The sequence below is a fragment of the Pedobacter agri genome, assembly GCF_032678665.1.
GTDB lineage: Bacteria > Bacteroidota > Bacteroidia > Sphingobacteriales > Sphingobacteriaceae > Pedobacter > Pedobacter agri_A.
Genome location: NZ_JAVTSH010000003.1, coordinates 158829 through 178740, shown reverse-complemented (window position 1 = coordinate 178740; position 19912 = coordinate 158829). Strand labels below are relative to the sequence as shown.

Sequence of the window (19912 nt, the reverse complement as noted above, 5' to 3'; positions counted from 1 at the left end):
TAACTTATACTTTCTAAATCAATAACATAGAAAAATAAGGAGTTAAATATCATGAGGAAAATTACAGTGTTATCGATGATCACTTTAGATGGCGTGATGCAAGCGCCAGGTGGTCCTGAAGAAGATTTATCTGGCGGTTTTGAATATGGCGGCTGGAGTGCACCTTTCAATGATGAGGAATCGGGGAAGGTAATGCAAAAATTGATGCAGCCTTCTGATTTGCTATTGGGCAGAAAAACGTTCAAAATTTGGGAAGATTACTGGCCTAATCACACCAACTACTGGCCAAGCATAAATACGGTAACAAAATATGTCTTGTCGACTACCACCACAAAATCTGATTGGGAAAATACAGTTTTTGTTAACGGAATCGAAGATATCAAACAAATCAAAAATTCAGATGGATCAGACATACAGGTTTGGGGCAGCAGCGAACTCATTCAGCTATTGTTAAAAAACGATCTGATTGATGAACTGTGGCTTTTTATACATCCTCTAACACTCGGAAAAGGGAAAAAATTATTTGTTGATGGTGCCATCCCAGCATCTTTCACCCTGAAAGAAAGTGTTGTTACGCCAAAGGGATTAATTATGGCTAATTTCTCAAGGGCGGGAGATGTGAAAACCGGTACAAGTGGCGGTTAAATGCAGCATTTTGCCTATCTTTATCACTGAATAATCAAAATTTGAGCATTTAGATTTTGAGATCAGAATATTTATCCCAAATCGAATGAATTCATTTTTACCCATATTGGGTTTGATTATTCTAGCGGTAATTATCATTGGATTTTATCGCATGATCATGATAAAAAGACAACACCGAAAACTGAACGATCTTCGTTTTAACAGGGTGAAGCCCCTTTATGATCAGCTCAATACCGGGGCGGAACTTACGCAGGAGGAGGTAAAGCCATTCGCCGAAAATTTGCTTGCCCGAGAAACGACTTATCAATTGTTAAGTGAACACCAAAAATTATCGCTGTTCCCAAGAGAATTAATTACGATTGAAAAAGCAGCTGAAAGTAATCTGGCAAACTGGTTAGAATTTCCTACAGAACTAGATGCATGTCCTGATGAAATTGAACACATTAAGCGGGTGGGCATTGATTTCGATGGAAAAAGTCACATGGTTTTTTACGAAGTTTTTAAATATAAAACTCACGAGCCACATTGGGCAGCAAAAGACGGATGGATTTTAGGTGTAGTTGGTCCTTATTTTGAAGATAGCAAACCCTATGATTTTCCTCAGGCAACTTTTAGCAGAGTAAGCAGTACCCTGGAAAACACAAGCCCGGATGAGGAAGCAAAATGGGTACACGAACATATTTCTCGAAGACGATAATTTCAAGTTTTTAACAACAATATGGAAACTGAATCAACAACCATTCACAGCCCTTTTGCCCAGGCTTATTTTCATGGCACCAAAGCCGATTTAAAGCCAGGAGATTTGATTACTGTGGGCATTAATTCCAATTACGGACAACAAAAAGCAGCAAAGTATATTTACCTTTCTGCTACTTTAGATGCTGCCATTTGGGGTGCAGAACTTGCTTTGGGCGATGCAAAAGAAAGAATTTATGTGGTTGAACCAACCGGTGCCATCGAGGATGATCCTAATTTGACGGATAAAAAGTTTCCTGGTAATCCAACTAAATCTTACCGTTCAAAAGATCCGTTTAAAGTGATCGCCCAGATCACCATCTGGCATGGACATCCTCAGACACAGATTGATACCATGAAAGCAGCTTTGGCAAAACTCAAAGATCAGGGCATTGAAGCCATTGAGGATTAGTTGACGTTGTTTGGATGGTTCGTTGTTTGGATGGTTGGTTGTTTAGTTAGTTAGGAGCTTGAGTGTTTGGATAGTTGACTGATTTTGTTGATGATGTGCAAAACATTTAACTGGATTGAAAACGTTGCCACCTTCGTCTAAAAAACTAACAAACTAAAAAACCAAAAAACTAACAGATAAAAAAACAAACCAACCAAAAAACTAAAAACCCATTTTTTACCAAATGGCAAATGCTTTAAATATTTCTTTAGCTACCTTGTGCGCATGAAACAATTGTTTGACTTCATCCTTAGGTTTGGAAATCTTAATCCGCAGCAAATAGATTTTATTGGCAGTAAATCGATAACGCTTAAACTTAAAAAAGATGAATATTTTTCTGAAGCCGGAAAAATTGCCCGCCAGGTTGGTTTCATTGTAGATGGGATTTTACGCGTTTGCTATTACAATAACCAGGGAGAGGAAATCACGAAATATTTTATTGAGGAAAATAACCTTGTAGTCGATCTTGAAAGTTTCAATAATGAAATTTGTTCCAGTGCCTACGTTCAGGCGGTTACTGATTGTACAATGATTGTTTTCCAGCGGAAAGACTGGCTGGAGCTTCTGCAAACCATTGTAGGTTGGGATACCATCGTAAATAAAATTACCACCAGAGCTTTAATGCAAAAAGTAGAGCGAAGAAGCCCCTTAGTTTCAGAAGATGCAACTACCCGCTACCTGAAGTTTTTAGAAATCTATCCTACTGTGGTTAACCGCATTCCGCTTTCTTATATTGCGTCATATTTGGGTGTTACTCAATCCTCGCTCAGCAGAATTAGAAAAAATATCCGCTAAAACGCTTTTTGCCAAATGGCAAATGATTTCAGTTTTTAAAGCCGCAGCTTTACCTCATTAATTAAAAGATAAAAAAATGAAATCAGCATTAATAACAGGAGCCAATAGAAGTATCGGTTTAGAAACAGTCAAACAATTATCAAAACAAGGTATTTTCGTTTATTTAGGTAGTCGTGATCTTGCAAAAGGTAACGAAGTGATCAGTACGTTAAACGAAGAAGGATTTGAAAACATCAAAGCCATTGAAATTGATGTGACAAATGCTAACTCAATTGTTGCCGCCAAAAATACCATTGAGCAGGAACAGGGAAAACTCGATATATTAATTAACAATGCGGGCGTTTTGGGTGTAAATCCGCAAACCGCAACAGAAACAGCTGTTGATGACATTAAAGCAGTTTTTGAAACTAATTTTTTTGGCGTGATCCAGGTTACACAAACATTTTTGGATCTGCTTAAAAAATCTGATGCGCCACGCATCAGCAACATCACTTCAGGATTGGGTTCGTTAACGTTGCATGCCGATCCAAGCTGGAAATATTATCAGGTTAAAGCAGCAGCTTATGGGCCATCGAAATCAGCATTAAATGCTTACACCATTGTATTGGCTTACGAATTGAAAGATTCAGCGTTCAAAGTGAATGTGATTGATCCGGGTTATACCGCAACAGATTTTAATCACCACAGCGGACCCGGAACGGTAGAAAGCGCAGCCAGTTTCATCATCAAACATACTTTAACGGATGAAAACGGACCAACCGGACAGTTTTTCAGCAACGATATTGAAGATGAGTCAGGAATTAGTCCATGGTAGATTAATCTTTCAATAAAACTTATAATGCCCTGCGAACATCCGCAGGGCATTTTTTGTAAGATGATTTTGTATTTTCAGTTAATTCCTGAATCAACTACAGGTTGTGGGCTACAAATAATTTTGTTAATTTTATTTAAACCAAAAATACTTGCACCAACTATCATGAGCTCAAATGAGAGAACACTTTTGCCAGAGCAAATAGAAAATTTATTGAACATCTTAAAAGCCCGGTTTGAAAAAAACAAAAATCGTCATGAGCATATCTCATGGGATGATGTACAGGCAAGGCTTCAGGCTCATCCTGAGAAATTATGGTCGCTAAATGAGATGGAAGCAACCGGTGGTGAACCAGATGTTGTAGCCCTTGATAATAATACTGGCGAATATATTTTCTTCGATTTTGTCGCTGAAAGTCCGAAAGGAAGGAGAAGTTTTTGTTACGACCGTGATGCATGGGAATCGAGAAAAGAACATAAACCACAAAACAACGTGTTAGAGGCAGCAAAAGCAATGGGTATAGAAATACTCACCGAAGAGCAATATCGCCAATTACAGGAACTCGGGAAATTCGATTTAAAAACATCAAGTTGGGTGAAAACCCCGGAAGATATCAGAAACCTAGGCGGTGCTATCTTCTGCGACAGACGATATAATAAAGTGTTCACTTACCACAACGGGGCAGAATCTTATTATGGTGCCAGAGGTTTTCGTGGTGTATTGAAAGTTTAGTATTCTTGATACTTTTTAACATATAATTTATGCTCAAAAAAATTATCTTACTCTCACTATTTAGTCTTGCAATGTCTCCGGCATTTAGCCAGGTGCAACGAAAAGTTTCACTTTATCTTTTTTCCCAATACAACAAAACCCTTTCCGATCAAACCAAAGGCAATAACCCCTGGGGTTTTGGATTAGGATTGCAGGCAACGGCCAACACAAAAACAAAACTTAAACCTATGCTCGAAGTTACCGGAGATTGGTATCAGGAAGATGATAAAGTTTTAAGGTTAAACCCTGACGGAAGTTTCCCAGTGAAGGATAATACGGTGAATGAAATGATTAATGTTTTCGCAGGCGCAACTTTCTCCCCTATTCATGAGGTTTATACCATGATCTCTACCGGTCCGAGTTTTATTGGTGATAAAGTTCTACTCGGCATTAAACCGACGGTTGGCTTTTATTTTTCAAAATCGCAAAGGATAACGGCAAAGCTCGCTTACATTAACATTTTTAACCGGGATAAATTATCTGGCAAAGATTTCGGCACACTAAGTTTTGGACTTGGAATAAAGCTATTGTAGCAGTTACCCGCAATTATCTTAAATGCCGCCAAAAAATTGCCGCTTTTACCCTTTCAGATATCTTTAAGCGCATTTAAATTTGAGCAAGAAAAAGCACAGCGATGAATACAAACAAAACCGATATTGAAAGCTACATTGCAGACTTTCCGGAGGAAACACGAGCAAAACTTCAGTTCATTAAAGAAGTAATTCAAAAAGCTGCTCCTGACGCTACAGAAAAAATAAGTTACGCCATCCCGACTTTTGATTTGAAAGGAAATTTGGTGCATTTTGCTGGATATAAAAACCACATTGGTTTTTACCCGGGCAGTGCTGCAATTGAAGTATTTAAGGAAGAACTTTCGACCTATGAAACTTCTAAAGGAACGGTGCAATTCCCATTGACTCAACCCATACCAACAGATTTAGTAACCAAAATTACGTTGTTTAGAGTGGCTCAAAACCTGGAGAAAGCTGCCCAGAAAACCAAAAAGAAATCAGGTTAATATTAAACAAAGCAAGTTTCGGGTGGTATAGCTTTTAAATCTGAAGTACTTTTGTTAAAATATTGATCATGAAATATACAAAATGGAATTATTTAGCAGAGCAGTAGATCCATCCAAAAACTTACTGCCATACAACGGCACGGTAAATTATTATGGAAAGCTTTTTTCATTAGAACAAGCCAATGTTTACTTCGATGAACTAATGCAGCATATCGAATGGAGAAATGATGAAGCCTTCATTATGGGCAAACACATCATTACCAAAAGAAAAGTAGCCTGGTATGGCGATCAGGATTATGCTTATACTTATTCAAAAAGCACCAAACATGCTTTACCCTGGACAGAGACTTTACTGAAGCTTAAAAATATTGCAGAAGAAAAAACAGGAACATTGTTCAACTCATGTTTACTCAACTTATATCATAATGGCGATGAGGGAATGGCTTATCATAGTGACGATGAAAAAACACTAGGTAAACATACGGCTATCGCATCAATGAGTTTTGGTGCAGAAAGAAGATTCTTATTTAAGCATAAGCAGACCAAAGAAACCATTACTACATTTTTGGAACATGGAAGTTTGTTGGTGATGAAAGATGAAACACAAAGCAATTGGTTACACCGCTTACCACCAACTACAAGAGTAACCACACCACGGATAAATTTAACCTTCAGAACAATGGTTGTTTAAGCCTGTACCTAAACAACCATCAGCATTTCTTATTTTTTAAACTCGCTAATATCTATAATACGGTCATCGTCAGGATTTTCCTTTAAAAACGAAGTTCCACGGCTGTTCTTTTCCCAGCTGTAGTTCTGCTGAATTTCGTTAACCATTGTTGCCGAATTCAGTACACTTGCAGGAACAGGTAAGTTAAGTGTTTCTCCAGTTAGATAATTTACCTGGTACAAACCATCTTTTACAGCAAAAACTAACGTTGTTTTATCCGACGAATAAAGGATAAAATTTCCCTGAATCAGTTCATTGGGGTTTTTTCTATTAATCTGATAAACTTTTCCTCTAACGGTAGCCACCACAAAATCATTATTCACTACCAAAGTTGTTCGGGTAATCTCCTGCAATCCCTTTGCAAAATCTTTATCTCCTTTTCCGTTGGATGCAATATTTAAAGTAACTGCATTTGGTACACCATCTTTAAGTGTGATGATATAAAATGGCGACAAACTACCAGCACCATCTTCAATCTGCACCAATACAGCGGTTTTTTGTGAATTCACAAATCTAGCCTCACGAAATTTATGCGCTACTGGCTTCGAACCCTCCTGAACGTAAAGCGTAGTATCTTTTAATTTCACGCTGAAACCACCTGAACTGTCTGGATTTTTATCGTAAACATCTTCAATGGTTAATATTTTGTCTTTGAATTTAGGAAACTCATTAAAGTCATCCTGATCGGTAAATGGCTTTGAGGTTAATGTTTTTTCTAATTTCCCGGAGCAACTAAATAAAAAAATAGACAGGAAAAAGGCGATGATTGTGTTTTTCATAAAAAGGAATAGCTTTAATTTTTAGCTAATTTATTATGTTTATGCTTAGTGATACAAGAAATGGCTGATAAAATTTTTGCTTAACAGAAAAAATACAATGTCAATTATTTTAAATTTTATCCATAATCCTAAAACCAAATCCAATAAACGACTATTTAAAGTAAGATAAACAACTGAAAATCTAACCGTTAAGAATTATGTTAGTACAAGCACTGCTGGGCGAATTTCTTCAGGAAGCAGAAAGCACCCGAAAATTGTTAAACGCTATTCCTCAACATATTTTGGAATATAAACCTTCTGAAAACTCCTGGACTACCGGGCAATTGGCCTGGCACATCTCCGAGATTTATAATTGGTATCCTTACACCGTTCAGGGTGCTGAATTTAATATGGATGAATATGAGGACGTAGAAAGGGATTATTCGGATATTGAGAAAATAAAAGAAAGGTTTGAACGTAATTTTAGCAAAGCCAAGGAAAGCCTGGAAACCATTAACGATGAAAATTTAAATGACTTGTGGAAGATGACCGTTGGAGGCCAGGTTGCTATTCCAGAAACGCCAAGGGCAGAAATCATCCGCGGATTTTTAATGAACCACATTTACCATCACAGGGGTGAAATGATCGTTTATCTTCGCCTGAACGGATGTAAAGTACCGGGCTTATACGGACCAACTTTTGAAGATGAGCAAGCCATGCAGGCTAAATAATAATTTAATAAATGAATGCTTTTATAGAAACAGAACGATTAATACTCAGAGAATTAAAAATTACCGATGCCAAAGGAATGTTTGAAATGGATTCAGACCCTTTGGTGCATCGCTTTTTAGGGAATAGCCCGGTTTTAAACATCAATCAAAGCGCTGCCGATATTGCTTTTATACAAGTGCAATACAAGGAAAATGGGATTGGCCGATGGGCGGTGATCGAAAAACATTCCGATCAGTTTATCGGTTGGAGTGGGTTGAAACTAATAAAAGATATCAATAACAACCACAGCAACTATTACGATATCGGTTATCGGCTTAATAGGAAGTTTTGGGGCAAGGGTTATGCCACTGAATCAGCAAAAGCTGCCATTGATTATGGCTTTAAGGAATTAAATCTGGTGCAAATCATCGGCATTGCCGATGTTGAAAATAAAGATTCTATTCATGTCCTTGAAAAATTAGGCCTGCAAAAAATTAATGTATTCGATTATAAGGGAAGAGATCATCATTGGTTTAAAATTGACAATTATCGTAAATGATGCATGCCTTTTAGCATTGCTTATTGATTTTTATGATTCAACCGGCTTAGGGTTTCTCTTGAAACACCCAAATATGCCGCGATAAGCTGCTTTGGTACAATATTATATAGCTGTGGATACATGTGCATCAATTCCTCATAACGGTATTTTACATCATTATTCATTAACGAAAGCAGCCTTTTTTGAGCAGCCACATATCCTTTATTGGATCGCCACCGAAAGAAGTATTCCATTGGGTACAGCTCCTTACAAAGTTTCTCCCGATCTTCGTTTGACAGGCACAATACCTCCGAATCAATCACACAATCGAGTGTAACAGTTGCCTTAGCATCCAAATACAAAGCATTATAATCCGAAGCCCACCAATTTTTCATGGCAAACTGAAGGATAAACATTTTTTGCTCGTCATTAAGATAAAATGTTTTGATACAGCCATCCAACACAAAATATTCCTCATTAACCGTATCACCTAAATTAATGATGGATTGCCCTTTTTTTAGGGACATGGGTTTAAAATGAGTAAACACATAATCAAATTCCTTTTCCGAAAGGTTGATGGTTTTGCTAAAATGTGTTTTCAAAATATCCTGTGCGGTCATTTTCATAGAGATGTTTGTACAGACAAAGATAACAAACCGGCTATTCATTCACATCAAGCCTAAAAGCGGTACACCATGTGACCTACATCACAAACAATCGACACCCTATTTATTGTGATCTAGGTCACGCAGCAATGTGCCGATTTTAAATCAATTTTGGTTCATCAAAACAAGCCACTCGAAAAAGGGTTAAATATTTGAAAATAAAAATTAAGAAATCATGACAAGTACAAACACTTTTAAAGTACTCATCGTACTCACCTCACACGACCAATTAGGCAATACCGGTCTTAAAACAGGATTTTGGTCTGAAGAATTTGCAGGTCCGTATTATACATTGGCCGAACATGGTGCTGAAATCACATTGGCTTCTCCGCAAGGCGGTCGTCCGCCACTTGATCCAAAAAGTGAACTTCCTGAATTTCAAACGGAAGCAACTAAACGTTTCGATGCTGACGAAGCCTTACAGGAAAAACTTTCGCATACATTAAAACTCAGCGAAGTTAACGCTGAAGATTACGATGCCATTTTTTATCCTGGTGGCCATGGTCCACTTTGGGATTTAACCAATGATCAAGCATCGATAGCACTTATCGAGGCATTTTACAGCAGCGGAAAACCTGTGGCTGCAGTTTGTCATGCACCAGGCGTATTAAGGTTTGTAAAAGATGAAGACGGATCACCATTGGTAAAAGGCAAACAAGTTACAGGATTTGCAAACACCGAAGAAGAGGCTGTAAAATTAACCGATATCGTTCCTTATTTGGTAGAGGATGAATTGAAAAAATTGGGTGGAATCTACTCCAAAACTGATGATTGGGGCAGTTATGTACTACAGGATGGACAATTGATTACCGGACAAAACCCAGGCTCATCAGTAGCCGTTGCCGAGAAATTGATTCAGTGGTTGGAAGAACATAAAAAATAATGGAAAGTTTCTGTATGGAAGCGCTATAGTTTCCATACAGAAATACATAATGAAAAACTGGGTAATTCATGAAATATCCAGCTTTTAAATAAGTCTAAAATCTCCATTTGGATTAATTTTTGATTGATGAAAAACAAAACTCTACACATCATGAAAAATTTATTTATCTGCGGATTAGTTTTATGCTTATTTAGTTCTTGCCTGGAAAAAATAGACCAGAACAAACTTGCGCAAACCAAATGGGAACTTACTGAACTTTCTGGCTTAACCTTACCAGCATCGGCAAAGGCTACTTTAAATTTTGGAGATAGCCTAAAAGTGAGTGGCAAATCTTTTTGCAATAGCTATGGAGGCCAGGGTGAGATTGTTGATAATAAACTAGCCCTTAAGAATCTTTTCAGCACTAAAATGTTTTGTCAGGAAACGGATGCTGCAGAACGAGCTTATTTGCAGGCTATCAATCAGGTAAACGCAGCAAAAATTGAAGGCAACCAACTCGTTTTATCTAATGGAACACAAAAATTATTGGTATTTAAAAAATTAGATTGATAACAATATCATATACAAGAGTCCGAAACAAACTATTTTAAGTAATTTCGGACTTTAGTTTATTTCCAAAGGATGCCAATAACCATCAAAGAAGATTTAAAATTCTTTTTCTCCACGGCGAGAAATGCATTCATCTTATATCAAAAGAATGATCCCTTACGTTTAGCGGGCGCAACGGCCTTTTTCACCAACTTTGCTTTACCACCAATCCTCATCATTTTAATTCGTTTGTTTGGCATGTTTACCGATAGAAGAATGTTGGCCACGCATTTATTTGAGCGTTTGGCCAATATCTTAGATGAAGACAGCATTCAACAAATCAGATCAACATTGAGGAACATCCGCGGTATTGATCAGGCCTGGTACATTACACTATTCAGTTTTGTATTTTTCCTTTTCGTGGCCACCACCCTTTTTAACGTGATCAAAAACTCTTTGGAGCAGATTTGGAACATTGGGCAAAAAGATAAAAAAGGATTTCTGAATACAATGAAGTCAAGGGCGATATCAGTGATTATTATCTTGCTTGCCGGTATTCTATTTTTTATTGGATTACTGGCTGATAGTATTCAGGCCATCATCGGCGCCTATTTAAACACCAATTCTCCCTCATTTGGATTGATACTGACTTCTATACTGAATCAGCTGATTTTCGTATTTATTGTAACTACTTGGTTCACCATGTTATTCCGGTTTCTAACTAATGGAAGGCCAACCTGGAAAGCTGCACTTTCTGGCGGATTACTCACAGGTTGTTTATTTACTGCCGGAAAGTATATTTTAAGGATTTTATTACCACTCAGCAACATCAGTAACATCTACGGCTCTGCCGGATCATTGATTGTGATTATGTTATTTGTTTTTTATTCCTCGCTGATTTTTTACTTTGGTGCATCCTATATCAAAGCACTCAGCATCGGAAGGGAAACTCCGATTATTCCTAAAAATGGCTCATTTGCCTACGAGATGACAGAAGTTGAGCTGGAGAAAAACGATTAAATTAAAAAGGCAAATCCATGATAGATTTGCCTTTTTAATTTATTTGAAATGCAGTTCGTTTAAAACAATCTATACCCTAAACCAACCGTAAATAGGTTTAACTTTGTTCCAGGATAACCTGCTTTATTAATTTTAGATAAACCCAATTCGTATCTCGCTTCAAGACTTAATTTTTTCAAATCAACCCCTGCACCAAATTGCCATGCAATTGCCTGATTTTTGAAATTTGCTCTGAACACATTTCCTGCTGCTTGTCCGAAACTCTGATTTTCATCTAAAATTAAAGAGAACATTGGTCCTGTATTTAAGCGCACTCCAATTCCGGCAGCACCAAATTTAGTTCCAACTAATAAAGGTACATCAAGACTGGTAAACCTTACTTTATTTATCTCCCCAGTAGCTTCACTAATCAGGTCTGCTTTTTTACCAGAAATATAAAGTTCTGGTTGGAAATGAATTCCCGCTGCACCTATTCTTGCCCACACACCGCCATAAAATCCTGCCCTGTTATCACTTGCAAAGGTATTTTCTGAATCGAATTTCGAAAAATTGGCTCCAGCCTTTAATCCGAATTGAACTGAGGGTAATACTTGCGCACTCGCAAAAAAGCAAACCATAAGCATGGCTGCTGTTAAAGATAAAAATTTCATATTAGGAATGATTTAAGGTTATTTAGCTGGTTGCATTGTTAATGGCTTCTTGTTCTTTCAAGGCCTCAACATTGTTTTTATTGCCAAAATTTTCCGTTTTGTTTGCAAAATAGTCTAAAATTGCAACAATAGTGTCTAAGTTGTCTGCCAATCTTTGGTGCATATCTCCGGCATCTTTCTCTAGTCTGCTATCGCCCAACTCAATGTTATCCACTTCAATTTTACCAATCTTCTGAATAAGTGCCTGTTGTGAATTTTGTAAATCCTCAAGCTCACGCACAATCTTTTCCATTAATTCAAACTTCTTTAAAGTATTCATAGGTCTTATTTTTTAATTTTTAAACTGTTTTATATTAAACCCCTACCTGCTCAATTTGTTTTTATTTCGATTCATTTGGAATTATGAAAAACAACTAATAAATTAGTTTAAAATTATTCTGATATGAGGAAGCTCCTGATCACCTGCCTTTTATTGTCCATCAAAACGATTTGCCTGGCACAATTAGTTACCATTGATAAAGAGAAACTTTTTGATTTTTATCAGAACCAGCGCTATGCTGAAGCAGGAGAATACTTGAAAACAAGTTATGGTTCGGAAACAACAGATTTGAAGGCTTTAACGCAGATAGGTTATTGTTTTTTAATGGCCGGGAATAATGTAGAAGCTGAAAAGTATTATGCAAAGGCTGATGCCACTCAACCAGGCAATTTGCCCATCCTCTTTTCATTGGCCAGTATCAACACCCGACGAGGAAATACTGAAAAAGCAAAATTGTATTACGGAAATATCGTAAAGATTGACAGCAATAATTTCATGGTGTATAAACTTTTAGCTAACCTTTACCTTTCAGATAAAGATTCATTAAAACTGGTCTATCTACTCAAGGCCAATAAATTGGTACCAACAGATGGAGATGTAGCGGCTGATTTAGCTGCCGTACATTCAATTTATCAGAATTATGATCGGGCTTATGACGTGCTGAATGTAGCGATAAGGGCAGATCCTGAAAATTTAGTTCTTCAACGGACCAAGCTGCCAATAGCAAATCTGCTCAAAAAATATGACGAAGTAATTGTTAGCGGTGAATCATTGCTGAAAGATAATAAAGATGCTAGCGTAATTAAGGATTTAGCAAAAGCTTATTACTACACAAAAAAATATGATAAAGCCGTTACGCTCTTCAGGCAGCTAGAGGAAATGCTTATGCAAAATGAGAATACGCTTTATTTTACCACGTTATGTTACCGGAATTTGAAAAACTACAAAATGGCAACCATCTATGCCAAGAAAACAATTGAAGAAGCCATTTCGCCAAATACATCAAGCTATTATGCCTTACTTGGTTTGGCTTACGAAGAAGACGAAAAATTTACGCTTGCTGAAACAGCTTATAAAAAAGGCCTACAATTTAAATCAAACCCCAACTTGTATTACCGCCTTGCGACATTAAACGATACAAAATTTAAACGGAGTAAAAGTGCCCTAAACTATTATCAGCTTTATTTAAAGAGCAAACCAAACCCCAAAGATGATGCAGATGAAATCAAATTTGTGCAGGCAAGAATCGAACAAATGGCATTGCTCACTAAATAAGGTCTTCGAAAACAGGCTTTACATGATCCCAGAATTCATCGAGGGCAATAATTCTGGGTTTGAAAAACGAGATCAAATCTGGCCAGTGCTGCTGATTGAATACGCTTACGCCGTTGAGTGTTAAAAAAATCTGGCTAACGGTTTTACCGTATTCGTCGGTAAAATCCCGGCTCCAATCCCACTCCTCATTTAATGTGTTCGTAAACATCAGTTTAAACTCCTCAAACTGATCAAATATTAAATGTCTGATTTCAGGATCCGGATGGGTAAGCTGAATAGCAATAATCGCCTGTTTATTGGTCACATCCATTTTAAAAAAGATGTTTTTTACGCCTGTTTTGTAGTTTACCCAATGAACAGTTGAGCCACTGGCAGAAGGAACAGGCTTCATATACTGTCCAAAACTGATCCAAAATTGTTGCCGTAGCCTCGCTGCTTCGTCTTTACTATACATATATTATTATCGCTATCGCCACAGCTATTACTACCAGCTTTTAGCGACCTGCAATATTAAAACATTAATATTTGTATTCAAAATGGTAGTCTCCCGAACCGATTTTCTCTTTTCTATCGGTATTGGGTAGCAACAAGGTGGCCCTTGAGTTTGGCGGAACGGAAACATCAAGTTTGAAAACGCCATTTTGCAAAGTCCATGATGATTTAACTTTACCATAAACAGTTTCCAGTTCGCCAGCTGCGCTGGATAATTTTCCACCGGGTTTTGGAGCAATTAATATTTCTTTGTAACCCGGATTTTCTGCTACCGGATTAATCCCTGCAATATTTTTATACATCCAATCGCCAATGGCACCATAAGCGTAATGATTGAATGAGTTCATATCCGCCGTTTGGAAAGTTCCATCCTGTTTAATTCCGTCCCATCTTTCCCAAATTGTGGTTGCACCCATTTTTACAGGATATAACCAGGAAGGATAGCTTTCCTGTATCAATAAATCGTAAGCCACGTTATCATAACCAAATTTGCTTAACACGTGGCATAAGTAAGGTGTCCCTAAAAAGCCTGTGGTTAAATGGTTGCCATAATCTCTAATGTTTTGAACCAGCCTTTCTGCAGCTTGCCTCCTGCTTGCTTCTGGAAGCATATCAAATTGCAAAGCTAAAACATAAGCCGTCTGTGTATTGGATGCGAGTTTACCATTGGCGGTCATATTCTCATTCACATAAGCTTGTTTGATTCGTTTTAAAAGCCCTTCATATTTGCTCACTTCATCATTTTTCCCTAAAACCCTTGCCGCATTGATGAGAAGTTGTGTAGAGTGCGCATAAAAAGTTTGTGCAATCATATACTTGTCGGTTACTGCTGCTCTGCCATCATTGTCATCATTCGGGCGATAAAAAAGCCAATCCCCAAAATGAGAACCCGTGTTCCACAAATCGTTTTTTGCTACGGAAGAAATGTAATCCACCCATTTTTTCATGCTGGGATATTGTGCTGATAAAATGCCCTTGTCGCCATAAGCTACATACATATCCCAGGGAATAATGGTGGCCACATCTGCCCAGCCGGCAGAACCAGCATCTCTTTTGTTAAGTACATTTGGCACAACATAAGGTACGCTGCCATTTTCTAGCTGATCTGCAGCAACATCTTTCATCCACTTGGTAAAAAAGCCAGCCACATTCATATTAAAGGCCGCGGTATTGGCAAACGCTTGCGCATCTCCTGTCCATCCTAAACGCTCATCCCTTTGCGGGCAATCGGTAGGCACATCTACAAAATTGCCTTTTTGCCCCCACTGGATGTTGTGCTGTAATTGATTAATCAAAGCATTTGAACTGGTAAAAGTACCGGTCGTTTTCATATCAGAATACAATGCAACAGCGGTTAGCGCATCAGCAGTGAGTTCGCCAGGATAACCATCTATCTTCACATACCTGAACCCCTGAAAGGAGAAGTGTGGCTCAAAGGTCTGTAATACATTTCCTTTGAAAATATATTGGTTGGTCTGTTTTGCAGAGCGAAGATTGGTGGTGTAAAAATTACCGGCCTTATCCAACACTTCAGCGTGGCTGATGCTAATTTTTGTACCTGCAGGTCCTTTTGCAGTTAATATCACCCAACCAACAAGGTTCTGTCCGAAATCAACAACGGTTTCTCCAAGTGGCGTTTTAAAAATTTTAACCGGTTTAAAAGTTTCATGTTTTTTTACAGGCGGGCCACTCATGCCAACCAATTTTTCATTTCCTTTCGGGATAATTCTCACCGCTTTCCAGGATGCATTTTCCTTGAAACCAACCCGATCCCAACCGGGCTGTTCTTGCCTGGCATCATAGGTTTCGCCATTGTAAATATCAGAATATAAGATGGGGCCATTCGCACTTTTCCAGGTATCATCAGTAATGAAAATTTCTTTGGTTCCATCTGTATAGGTAACTTCTAACTGAAAAAGCAGTGCCCTGGTATCGCCGTAGAACTTATTCTGCCCAGAAAAACCAATATTACCCTTATACCATCCATTTCCCAATGAAATACCAAAAGCATTTAATCCGATTTTTAACGATTTTGTTAAATCATAAGCCTGGTATTGGATGTGATCTTTATAGCTGGTCCAGCCGGGGGCGAAATAATGATCGCTGATTCTGCGTCCATTCAAATTGGCCTCATAAAGTCCTTTAGAAGTGATAAAAGCCATAGCCGTTCGAACCTTTTTTCGGACATTGAATTCTTTTCTGATCATCGGACTGCTTGCAGCGGTATCATTTCCCGCAACGGTCACCCAGTTCGAAACCCAGTCTGCTGCCTTTAAACCCGTTTGGAAAATTTGTACCGGAGACCACTTTGAAGTATTTCCATAGTTATCTTTCACCCTCACCTGCCAATAATATCTGGTATTAGATTTTAAATCGGCGCCGCTATAAGTTATTAGTACCGACTGATCATTATTTTCTTTAGTACTCCAAACCTTTTTTTTCTCAATTGATTCATCCAATCCTACACGAATTTCATAAGAAGTTTGCATCGTATTTTTGATCTCAGAAACTATCTTCCAACTAAACCTGGGTTGCGCTTCATCTATAGTAAAAGGATTTACTAAATGCTCAACAGTTAAATCTTTAACCGCAATTTTCTGTGAAAATCCTGCCACTGAAGCGAAGACAACAAAAGTAAAAACAGCTGTAAATCTGATTATTAAAGAAAATAAATTCATATAGGTTGGCTCAATTTGGTTTGAATATACGATAATGGCGAATATCAAACGGCAAACCGTCCTGTACTGTTATGATTAAAAGTAAAAACCCCGGTTAGCAATAACCGGGGCTTCCTTTGCTACCAAATTTTTACTTTCGTTTATTTGTTTCCCATTAAACGGGCAACATATTTTCCAATGATATCAAATTCTAAATTTACGGTATCGCCAACCTGTACCTGGTGCAAATTTGTATGTTCAAACGTGTAAGGTATAATGAAAACTGAAAACTCATCATCTTGTGAATTGACAACGGTTAAGCTAATTCCATTTACGCATGCAGAACCTTTTTCAACAGTTACATTTCCGGCAGTAGCATCGTATTTAAACCGATATTCCCAACTGCCATCCAGTTCTTCCCGCTTTATACAAACTGCTGTTTGATCAACATGTCCCTGAACAATATGTCCATCAAGGCGGGCATTCATTTGCATGCAACGTTCCAGATTGATTTTGCTACCTACTTTTAAATCCCCTAGATTGGTTTTTTTTAACGTTTCGTCTATAGCCGTTACCGTATGGGTATCATCGTTTAACGCTACCACCGTTAAGCAAACACCATTATGTGCTACGCTTTGATCTATTTTAAGTTCATGACTAATGGCTGATGCAATGGTGAAATGTATGTTAGTATGATCGTTTTTGATGGCTTTCACCTCGCCTAGATTTTCTATTATTCCGGTAAACATTTTTTAGTATTTAATTCTGTTTTTTCTCCAATCGGAGGTTTTCGCATGTGCTTTTCTGCTCAATGAGGTACTTTCTTTCTGATCGAAAAGTTGGGCGGCAATTATTGCTGCAATCATTGCCTCCTGCTCATCAGCTTCTTTCAAACTTTCCGGATTGAAATATTTACCGACAAAGTGCGTATCAAAATCGCCTGATTTAAAAGCATCGTGTTGCATCACAAATTTACCAAAAGCCAGCGTTGTTTCTATCCCGGTAATATCATATTCTTCAATTGCCCTGATCATTCTGTTGATTGCCTCTTCCCTATCCTTCCCGTAGGTGATGAGTTTGGCAATCATCGGATCGTAATAAATAGGAATTTCCATGCCCTGTTCAAAACCATCATCAACCCTTACGCCATTTCCTTTTGGTGTTTTGTAGGTTTGCAATGTACCAATATCCGGAAGGAAATTATTGTTAGGGTCTTCGGCATAAACCCTCAATTCTACCGCGTGACCGCTGATTTTTAGATCATCCTGGCTGAAACTCAAGGGCTCTCCTGATGCGATTCTGATTTGCTCTTTCACCAGATCAATACCTGTGATCAGTTCGGTAACAGGATGTTCCACCTGCAATCTCGTATTCATCTCCAGAAAAAAGAAATCGAGGTTTTCATCCAAAATAAATTCTACTGTTCCAGCACCTGTATAATTAACCGAACGAGCCACATCAACAGCACATTTCCCCATTTTTGCCCTGATTTCTGGTGTTAACACTGATGAAGGTGCCTCTTCAACAACTTTCTGATGGCGCCTTTGAACGGAACATTCGCGTTCAAAAAGATGAACAATGTTTCCATGTTCATCACCTAGCACCTGAATTTCGATATGCCGTGGAGAAGTTACATAACGTTCAATAAAAACTGCGCCATCGCCAAAAGCTGAAGTGGCCTCGCTTACAGCCAATTGCATTTGTTCTTCAAAATCATCCACACGCTCAACAATCCGCATTCCTTTACCACCACCACCAGCAGCGGCTTTAATTAAAATCGGAAAACCTACTTCAACTGCCCGCTGTTTGGCTTCACCAATATCTTGTATTGCTTCTTCAGTTCCGGGAACCATCGGAATGTTGTATTTCAAGGCCGCAGCTTTTGCCGATAGTTTGTTGCCCATAATTTGCATGGCCGCTGGTGAGGGTCCAACTAAAATTAATCCTGCATCGGCAACCTGCTGAGCAAAACCTGCATTTTCCGATAAAAATCCATATCCAGGATGGATGGCTGTGGCACCGGTTTCCTGGCAAGCTTTAATAATTTTTTCTCCAACTAAATAACTTTGATTCGACGGGGCCGGACCGATACAAACGGCTTCATCGGCATAGCGCACATGCAAGGCTTCGCGGTCTGCCTCCGAAAAAACAGCGACAGTTCGAATGCCCATTTCTTTTGCAGAACGCATAATACGCAACGCAATTTCACCACGATTGGCTATAAGAAGCTTAGATATTTGAGTTTTGGATCTTTTAAACATTTGGCTATTCACTAAAAACTTTATTACAACAATCTTTACAAATGCAAAATAATTTCGATGGCTTCATCAATCATCGATTGATTCAAATCTAAATGCGTTACTAACCTAATGGTACTTGCACTCGTAGTATTGCAATGTAAACCTTTTTCTTTTAATTGATCAACGATTTTTTGCGCAGCACCCGGAGCAACAACAAAAACCAAAATATTGGTTTCAACAGGCATAATTGATTTTACATAACTTGTTCTGGCCAGCGCTACCGCCAGGGCTTTTGCGTGGTCATGGTCTACTTTTAGGCGTTCCACGTGATGATCAATGGCGTAAATACCAGCTGCAGCTAAAAATCCGGCCTGGCGCATACCGCCGCCAAAGGCCTTTCTAAGCTTCCTGGCTTTCCTGATCATATCTTTACTGCCAAGCAAAACAGATCCAACCGGAGCACCAAGTCCTTTAGAAAGACAAATGGAAATTCCATCGAAGTACTTACCATAAGCACTTGCCTTATCGCCTGTGGCCACCAGAGCATTAAAAACCCGGGCACCATCTAAATGCAATTTCAAACCTTTAATATTACATAAGTGATGAATAGGTGCGATTTGACTTAAGGTATAACACTTGCCGCCGCCTTTATTTACAGTATTCTCTAAAACCACCAAACTCGAATTGGGGTAATGAATATTGTCTTCATTAATCTCTGGCTCGATTAACTCAGGTGTTAATATACCACGCTCCCCATTCAGCAGCCTTACCGAAGCTGCAGAGTGAAATGCAATACCGCCAATCTCGTAGCGATAAACGTGGGCAGTTTGGTCGCAGATAACTTCATCCATTGGCTGGGTGAAACATTTAATGGCAATCTGATTAGTCATGGTGCCAGACGGGCAGAATAATCCTGCCTCCATGTTGAACATTGTAGACAGTTTTTGTTCAAGTGCCGTCACCGTTTCATCTTCACCAAAAACATCGTCGCCCACTTTGGCACTCATCATCGCATCCAGCATACCTGCTGTTGGCTTGGTCACCGTGTCACTCCTAAAGTCTAAAAATCTGCTATTCATTTTGATATTAATTGTAAAATATTTCTGACGATTAAAAAAAAGACCAATGCCTTTTCGAGTATAATTTTAAGCTTTTTAGCCCATTAAGCGGCTTATATAGTGTATTTTTTACACACTTAAATTTTCACAACAACAAATTGT

24 protein-coding genes are annotated in these 19912 nt (G+C 38.3%); 15 read left to right on the top strand and 9 right to left on the bottom strand.

Annotated features, from left to right (window positions below; all coding sequences use genetic code 11):
* Positions 1-51: 51 nt before the first annotated feature.
* From R2Q70_RS07235 to R2Q70_RS07195, 9 genes are all read left to right on the top strand, one after another.
* Positions 52-645, top strand: a complete 594-nt coding sequence (locus R2Q70_RS07235) for a dihydrofolate reductase family protein (RefSeq protein ID WP_316806969.1) — start codon at positions 52-54, stop codon at positions 643-645.
* Between the two features lie 85 nt (positions 646-730).
* The gene (locus R2Q70_RS07230; protein ID WP_316806968.1) at positions 731-1342 is read left to right on the top strand and encodes a hypothetical protein; all 612 of its coding nucleotides are present in this window, start codon (positions 731-733) and stop codon (positions 1340-1342) included.
* Positions 1343-1363: 21 nt separating this feature from the next.
* On the top strand, positions 1364-1792 hold the full coding sequence (gene arr, locus R2Q70_RS07225; RefSeq protein WP_316806967.1) for an NAD(+)--rifampin ADP-ribosyltransferase: 429 nt from the start codon (positions 1364-1366) through the stop codon (positions 1790-1792).
* A gap of 264 nt (positions 1793-2056) precedes the next feature.
* A complete protein-coding gene (locus R2Q70_RS07220) occupies positions 2057-2626 on the top strand; it encodes a Crp/Fnr family transcriptional regulator (RefSeq protein WP_316806966.1) in 570 nt (189 codons plus the stop codon).
* Positions 2627-2702: 76 nt separating this feature from the next.
* Positions 2703-3440 (top strand): SDR family NAD(P)-dependent oxidoreductase, encoded by a 738-nt coding sequence (locus R2Q70_RS07215; protein ID WP_316806965.1) that lies wholly within the window; start codon positions 2703-2705, stop codon positions 3438-3440.
* 162 nt (positions 3441-3602) lie between these two features.
* Positions 3603-4169, top strand: a complete 567-nt coding sequence (locus tag R2Q70_RS07210; RefSeq protein WP_316806964.1) for a DUF4256 domain-containing protein — start codon at positions 3603-3605, stop codon at positions 4167-4169.
* Between the two features lie 29 nt (positions 4170-4198).
* The gene (locus R2Q70_RS07205) at positions 4199-4741 is read left to right on the top strand and encodes a hypothetical protein (RefSeq protein WP_316806963.1); all 543 of its coding nucleotides are present in this window, start codon (positions 4199-4201) and stop codon (positions 4739-4741) included.
* Positions 4742-4842: 101 nt separating this feature from the next.
* Positions 4843-5226: an iron chaperone gene (locus R2Q70_RS07200; protein ID WP_316806962.1), complete on the top strand. Its 384-nt coding sequence runs from the start codon at positions 4843-4845 to the stop codon at positions 5224-5226.
* Positions 5227-5308: 82 nt separating this feature from the next.
* Entirely contained in the window at positions 5309-5917 is a 609-nt protein-coding gene (locus R2Q70_RS07195) for an alpha-ketoglutarate-dependent dioxygenase AlkB family protein (RefSeq protein WP_316806961.1), read from the top strand.
* Between the two features lie 29 nt (positions 5918-5946).
* On the opposite strand, the gene R2Q70_RS07190 is transcribed toward R2Q70_RS07195, so the two are convergent.
* Entirely contained in the window at positions 5947-6735 is a 789-nt protein-coding gene (locus tag R2Q70_RS07190) for a hypothetical protein (protein ID WP_316806960.1), read from the bottom strand.
* A gap of 197 nt (positions 6736-6932) precedes the next feature.
* Here R2Q70_RS07190 and R2Q70_RS07185 point away from each other — a divergent pair, with 197 nt between their 5' ends.
* Both R2Q70_RS07185 and R2Q70_RS07180 read left to right on the top strand, forming a co-directional pair.
* Entirely contained in the window at positions 6933-7445 is a 513-nt protein-coding gene (locus tag R2Q70_RS07185) for a DinB family protein (protein ID WP_316806959.1), read from the top strand.
* 11 nt (positions 7446-7456) lie between these two features.
* Positions 7457-7984 (top strand): GNAT family N-acetyltransferase, encoded by a 528-nt coding sequence (locus R2Q70_RS07180; RefSeq protein WP_316806958.1) that lies wholly within the window; start codon positions 7457-7459, stop codon positions 7982-7984.
* A gap of 20 nt (positions 7985-8004) precedes the next feature.
* On the opposite strand, the gene R2Q70_RS07175 is transcribed toward R2Q70_RS07180, so the two are convergent.
* Positions 8005-8589 carry a Crp/Fnr family transcriptional regulator gene (locus tag R2Q70_RS07175; RefSeq protein ID WP_316806957.1) on the bottom strand — a complete coding sequence of 195 codons (585 nt, stop codon included), beginning with the start codon at positions 8587-8589 and terminating at the stop codon, positions 8005-8007.
* Between the two features lie 214 nt (positions 8590-8803).
* Here R2Q70_RS07175 and R2Q70_RS07170 point away from each other — a divergent pair, with 214 nt between their 5' ends.
* The 3 genes from R2Q70_RS07170 to R2Q70_RS07160 all read left to right on the top strand — a co-directional run bounded on the left by R2Q70_RS07170 (position 8804) and on the right by R2Q70_RS07160 (position 11059).
* On the top strand, positions 8804-9511 hold the full coding sequence (locus tag R2Q70_RS07170) for a type 1 glutamine amidotransferase domain-containing protein (protein WP_316806956.1): 708 nt from the start codon (positions 8804-8806) through the stop codon (positions 9509-9511).
* A gap of 150 nt (positions 9512-9661) precedes the next feature.
* Positions 9662-10060, top strand: coding sequence for an META domain-containing protein (locus R2Q70_RS07165; RefSeq protein WP_316806955.1), 399 nt, complete (start codon positions 9662-9664; stop codon positions 10058-10060).
* Between the two features lie 72 nt (positions 10061-10132).
* Positions 10133-11059, top strand: coding sequence for a YihY/virulence factor BrkB family protein (locus R2Q70_RS07160; protein WP_316806954.1), 927 nt, complete (start codon positions 10133-10135; stop codon positions 11057-11059).
* A 59-nt stretch (positions 11060-11118) separates the two neighbouring features.
* Here R2Q70_RS07160 and R2Q70_RS07155 read toward each other — a convergent pair whose 3' ends face one another.
* Both R2Q70_RS07155 and R2Q70_RS07150 read right to left on the bottom strand, forming a co-directional pair.
* On the bottom strand, positions 11119-11709 hold the full coding sequence (locus tag R2Q70_RS07155) for a porin family protein (RefSeq protein ID WP_316806953.1): 591 nt from the start codon (positions 11707-11709) through the stop codon (positions 11119-11121).
* 22 nt (positions 11710-11731) lie between these two features.
* Positions 11732-12028, bottom strand: coding sequence for a hypothetical protein (locus tag R2Q70_RS07150; RefSeq protein ID WP_316806952.1), 297 nt, complete (start codon positions 12026-12028; stop codon positions 11732-11734).
* Positions 12029-12151: 123 nt separating this feature from the next.
* Here R2Q70_RS07150 and R2Q70_RS07145 point away from each other — a divergent pair, with 123 nt between their 5' ends.
* Complete coding sequence (locus R2Q70_RS07145) at positions 12152-13303, top strand: hypothetical protein (protein ID WP_316806951.1); 1152 nt, start codon at positions 12152-12154, stop codon at positions 13301-13303.
* Here R2Q70_RS07145 and R2Q70_RS07140 read toward each other — a convergent pair.
* The 5 genes from R2Q70_RS07140 to R2Q70_RS07120 form a co-directional block, all read right to left on the bottom strand.
* Positions 13296-13757 (bottom strand): DUF4268 domain-containing protein, encoded by a 462-nt coding sequence (locus R2Q70_RS07140; RefSeq protein WP_316806950.1) that lies wholly within the window; start codon positions 13755-13757, stop codon positions 13296-13298. The two genes, R2Q70_RS07145 and R2Q70_RS07140, sit on opposite strands and share 8 nt — an antisense overlap.
* A gap of 64 nt (positions 13758-13821) precedes the next feature.
* Entirely contained in the window at positions 13822-16473 is a 2652-nt protein-coding gene (locus R2Q70_RS07135) for a glycoside hydrolase family 78 protein (RefSeq protein WP_316806949.1), read from the bottom strand.
* 140 nt (positions 16474-16613) lie between these two features.
* On the bottom strand, positions 16614-17201 hold the full coding sequence (locus R2Q70_RS07130) for a riboflavin synthase (protein ID WP_316806948.1): 588 nt from the start codon (positions 17199-17201) through the stop codon (positions 16614-16616).
* 3 nt (positions 17202-17204) lie between these two features.
* Positions 17205-18713, bottom strand: a complete 1509-nt coding sequence (gene accC / locus R2Q70_RS07125) for an acetyl-CoA carboxylase biotin carboxylase subunit (protein WP_316806947.1) — start codon at positions 18711-18713, stop codon at positions 17205-17207.
* Between the two features lie 35 nt (positions 18714-18748).
* Positions 18749-19771 (bottom strand): GntG family PLP-dependent aldolase, encoded by a 1023-nt coding sequence (locus R2Q70_RS07120; RefSeq protein ID WP_316806946.1) that lies wholly within the window; start codon positions 19769-19771, stop codon positions 18749-18751.
* Positions 19772-19912: the final 141 nt, after the last annotated feature.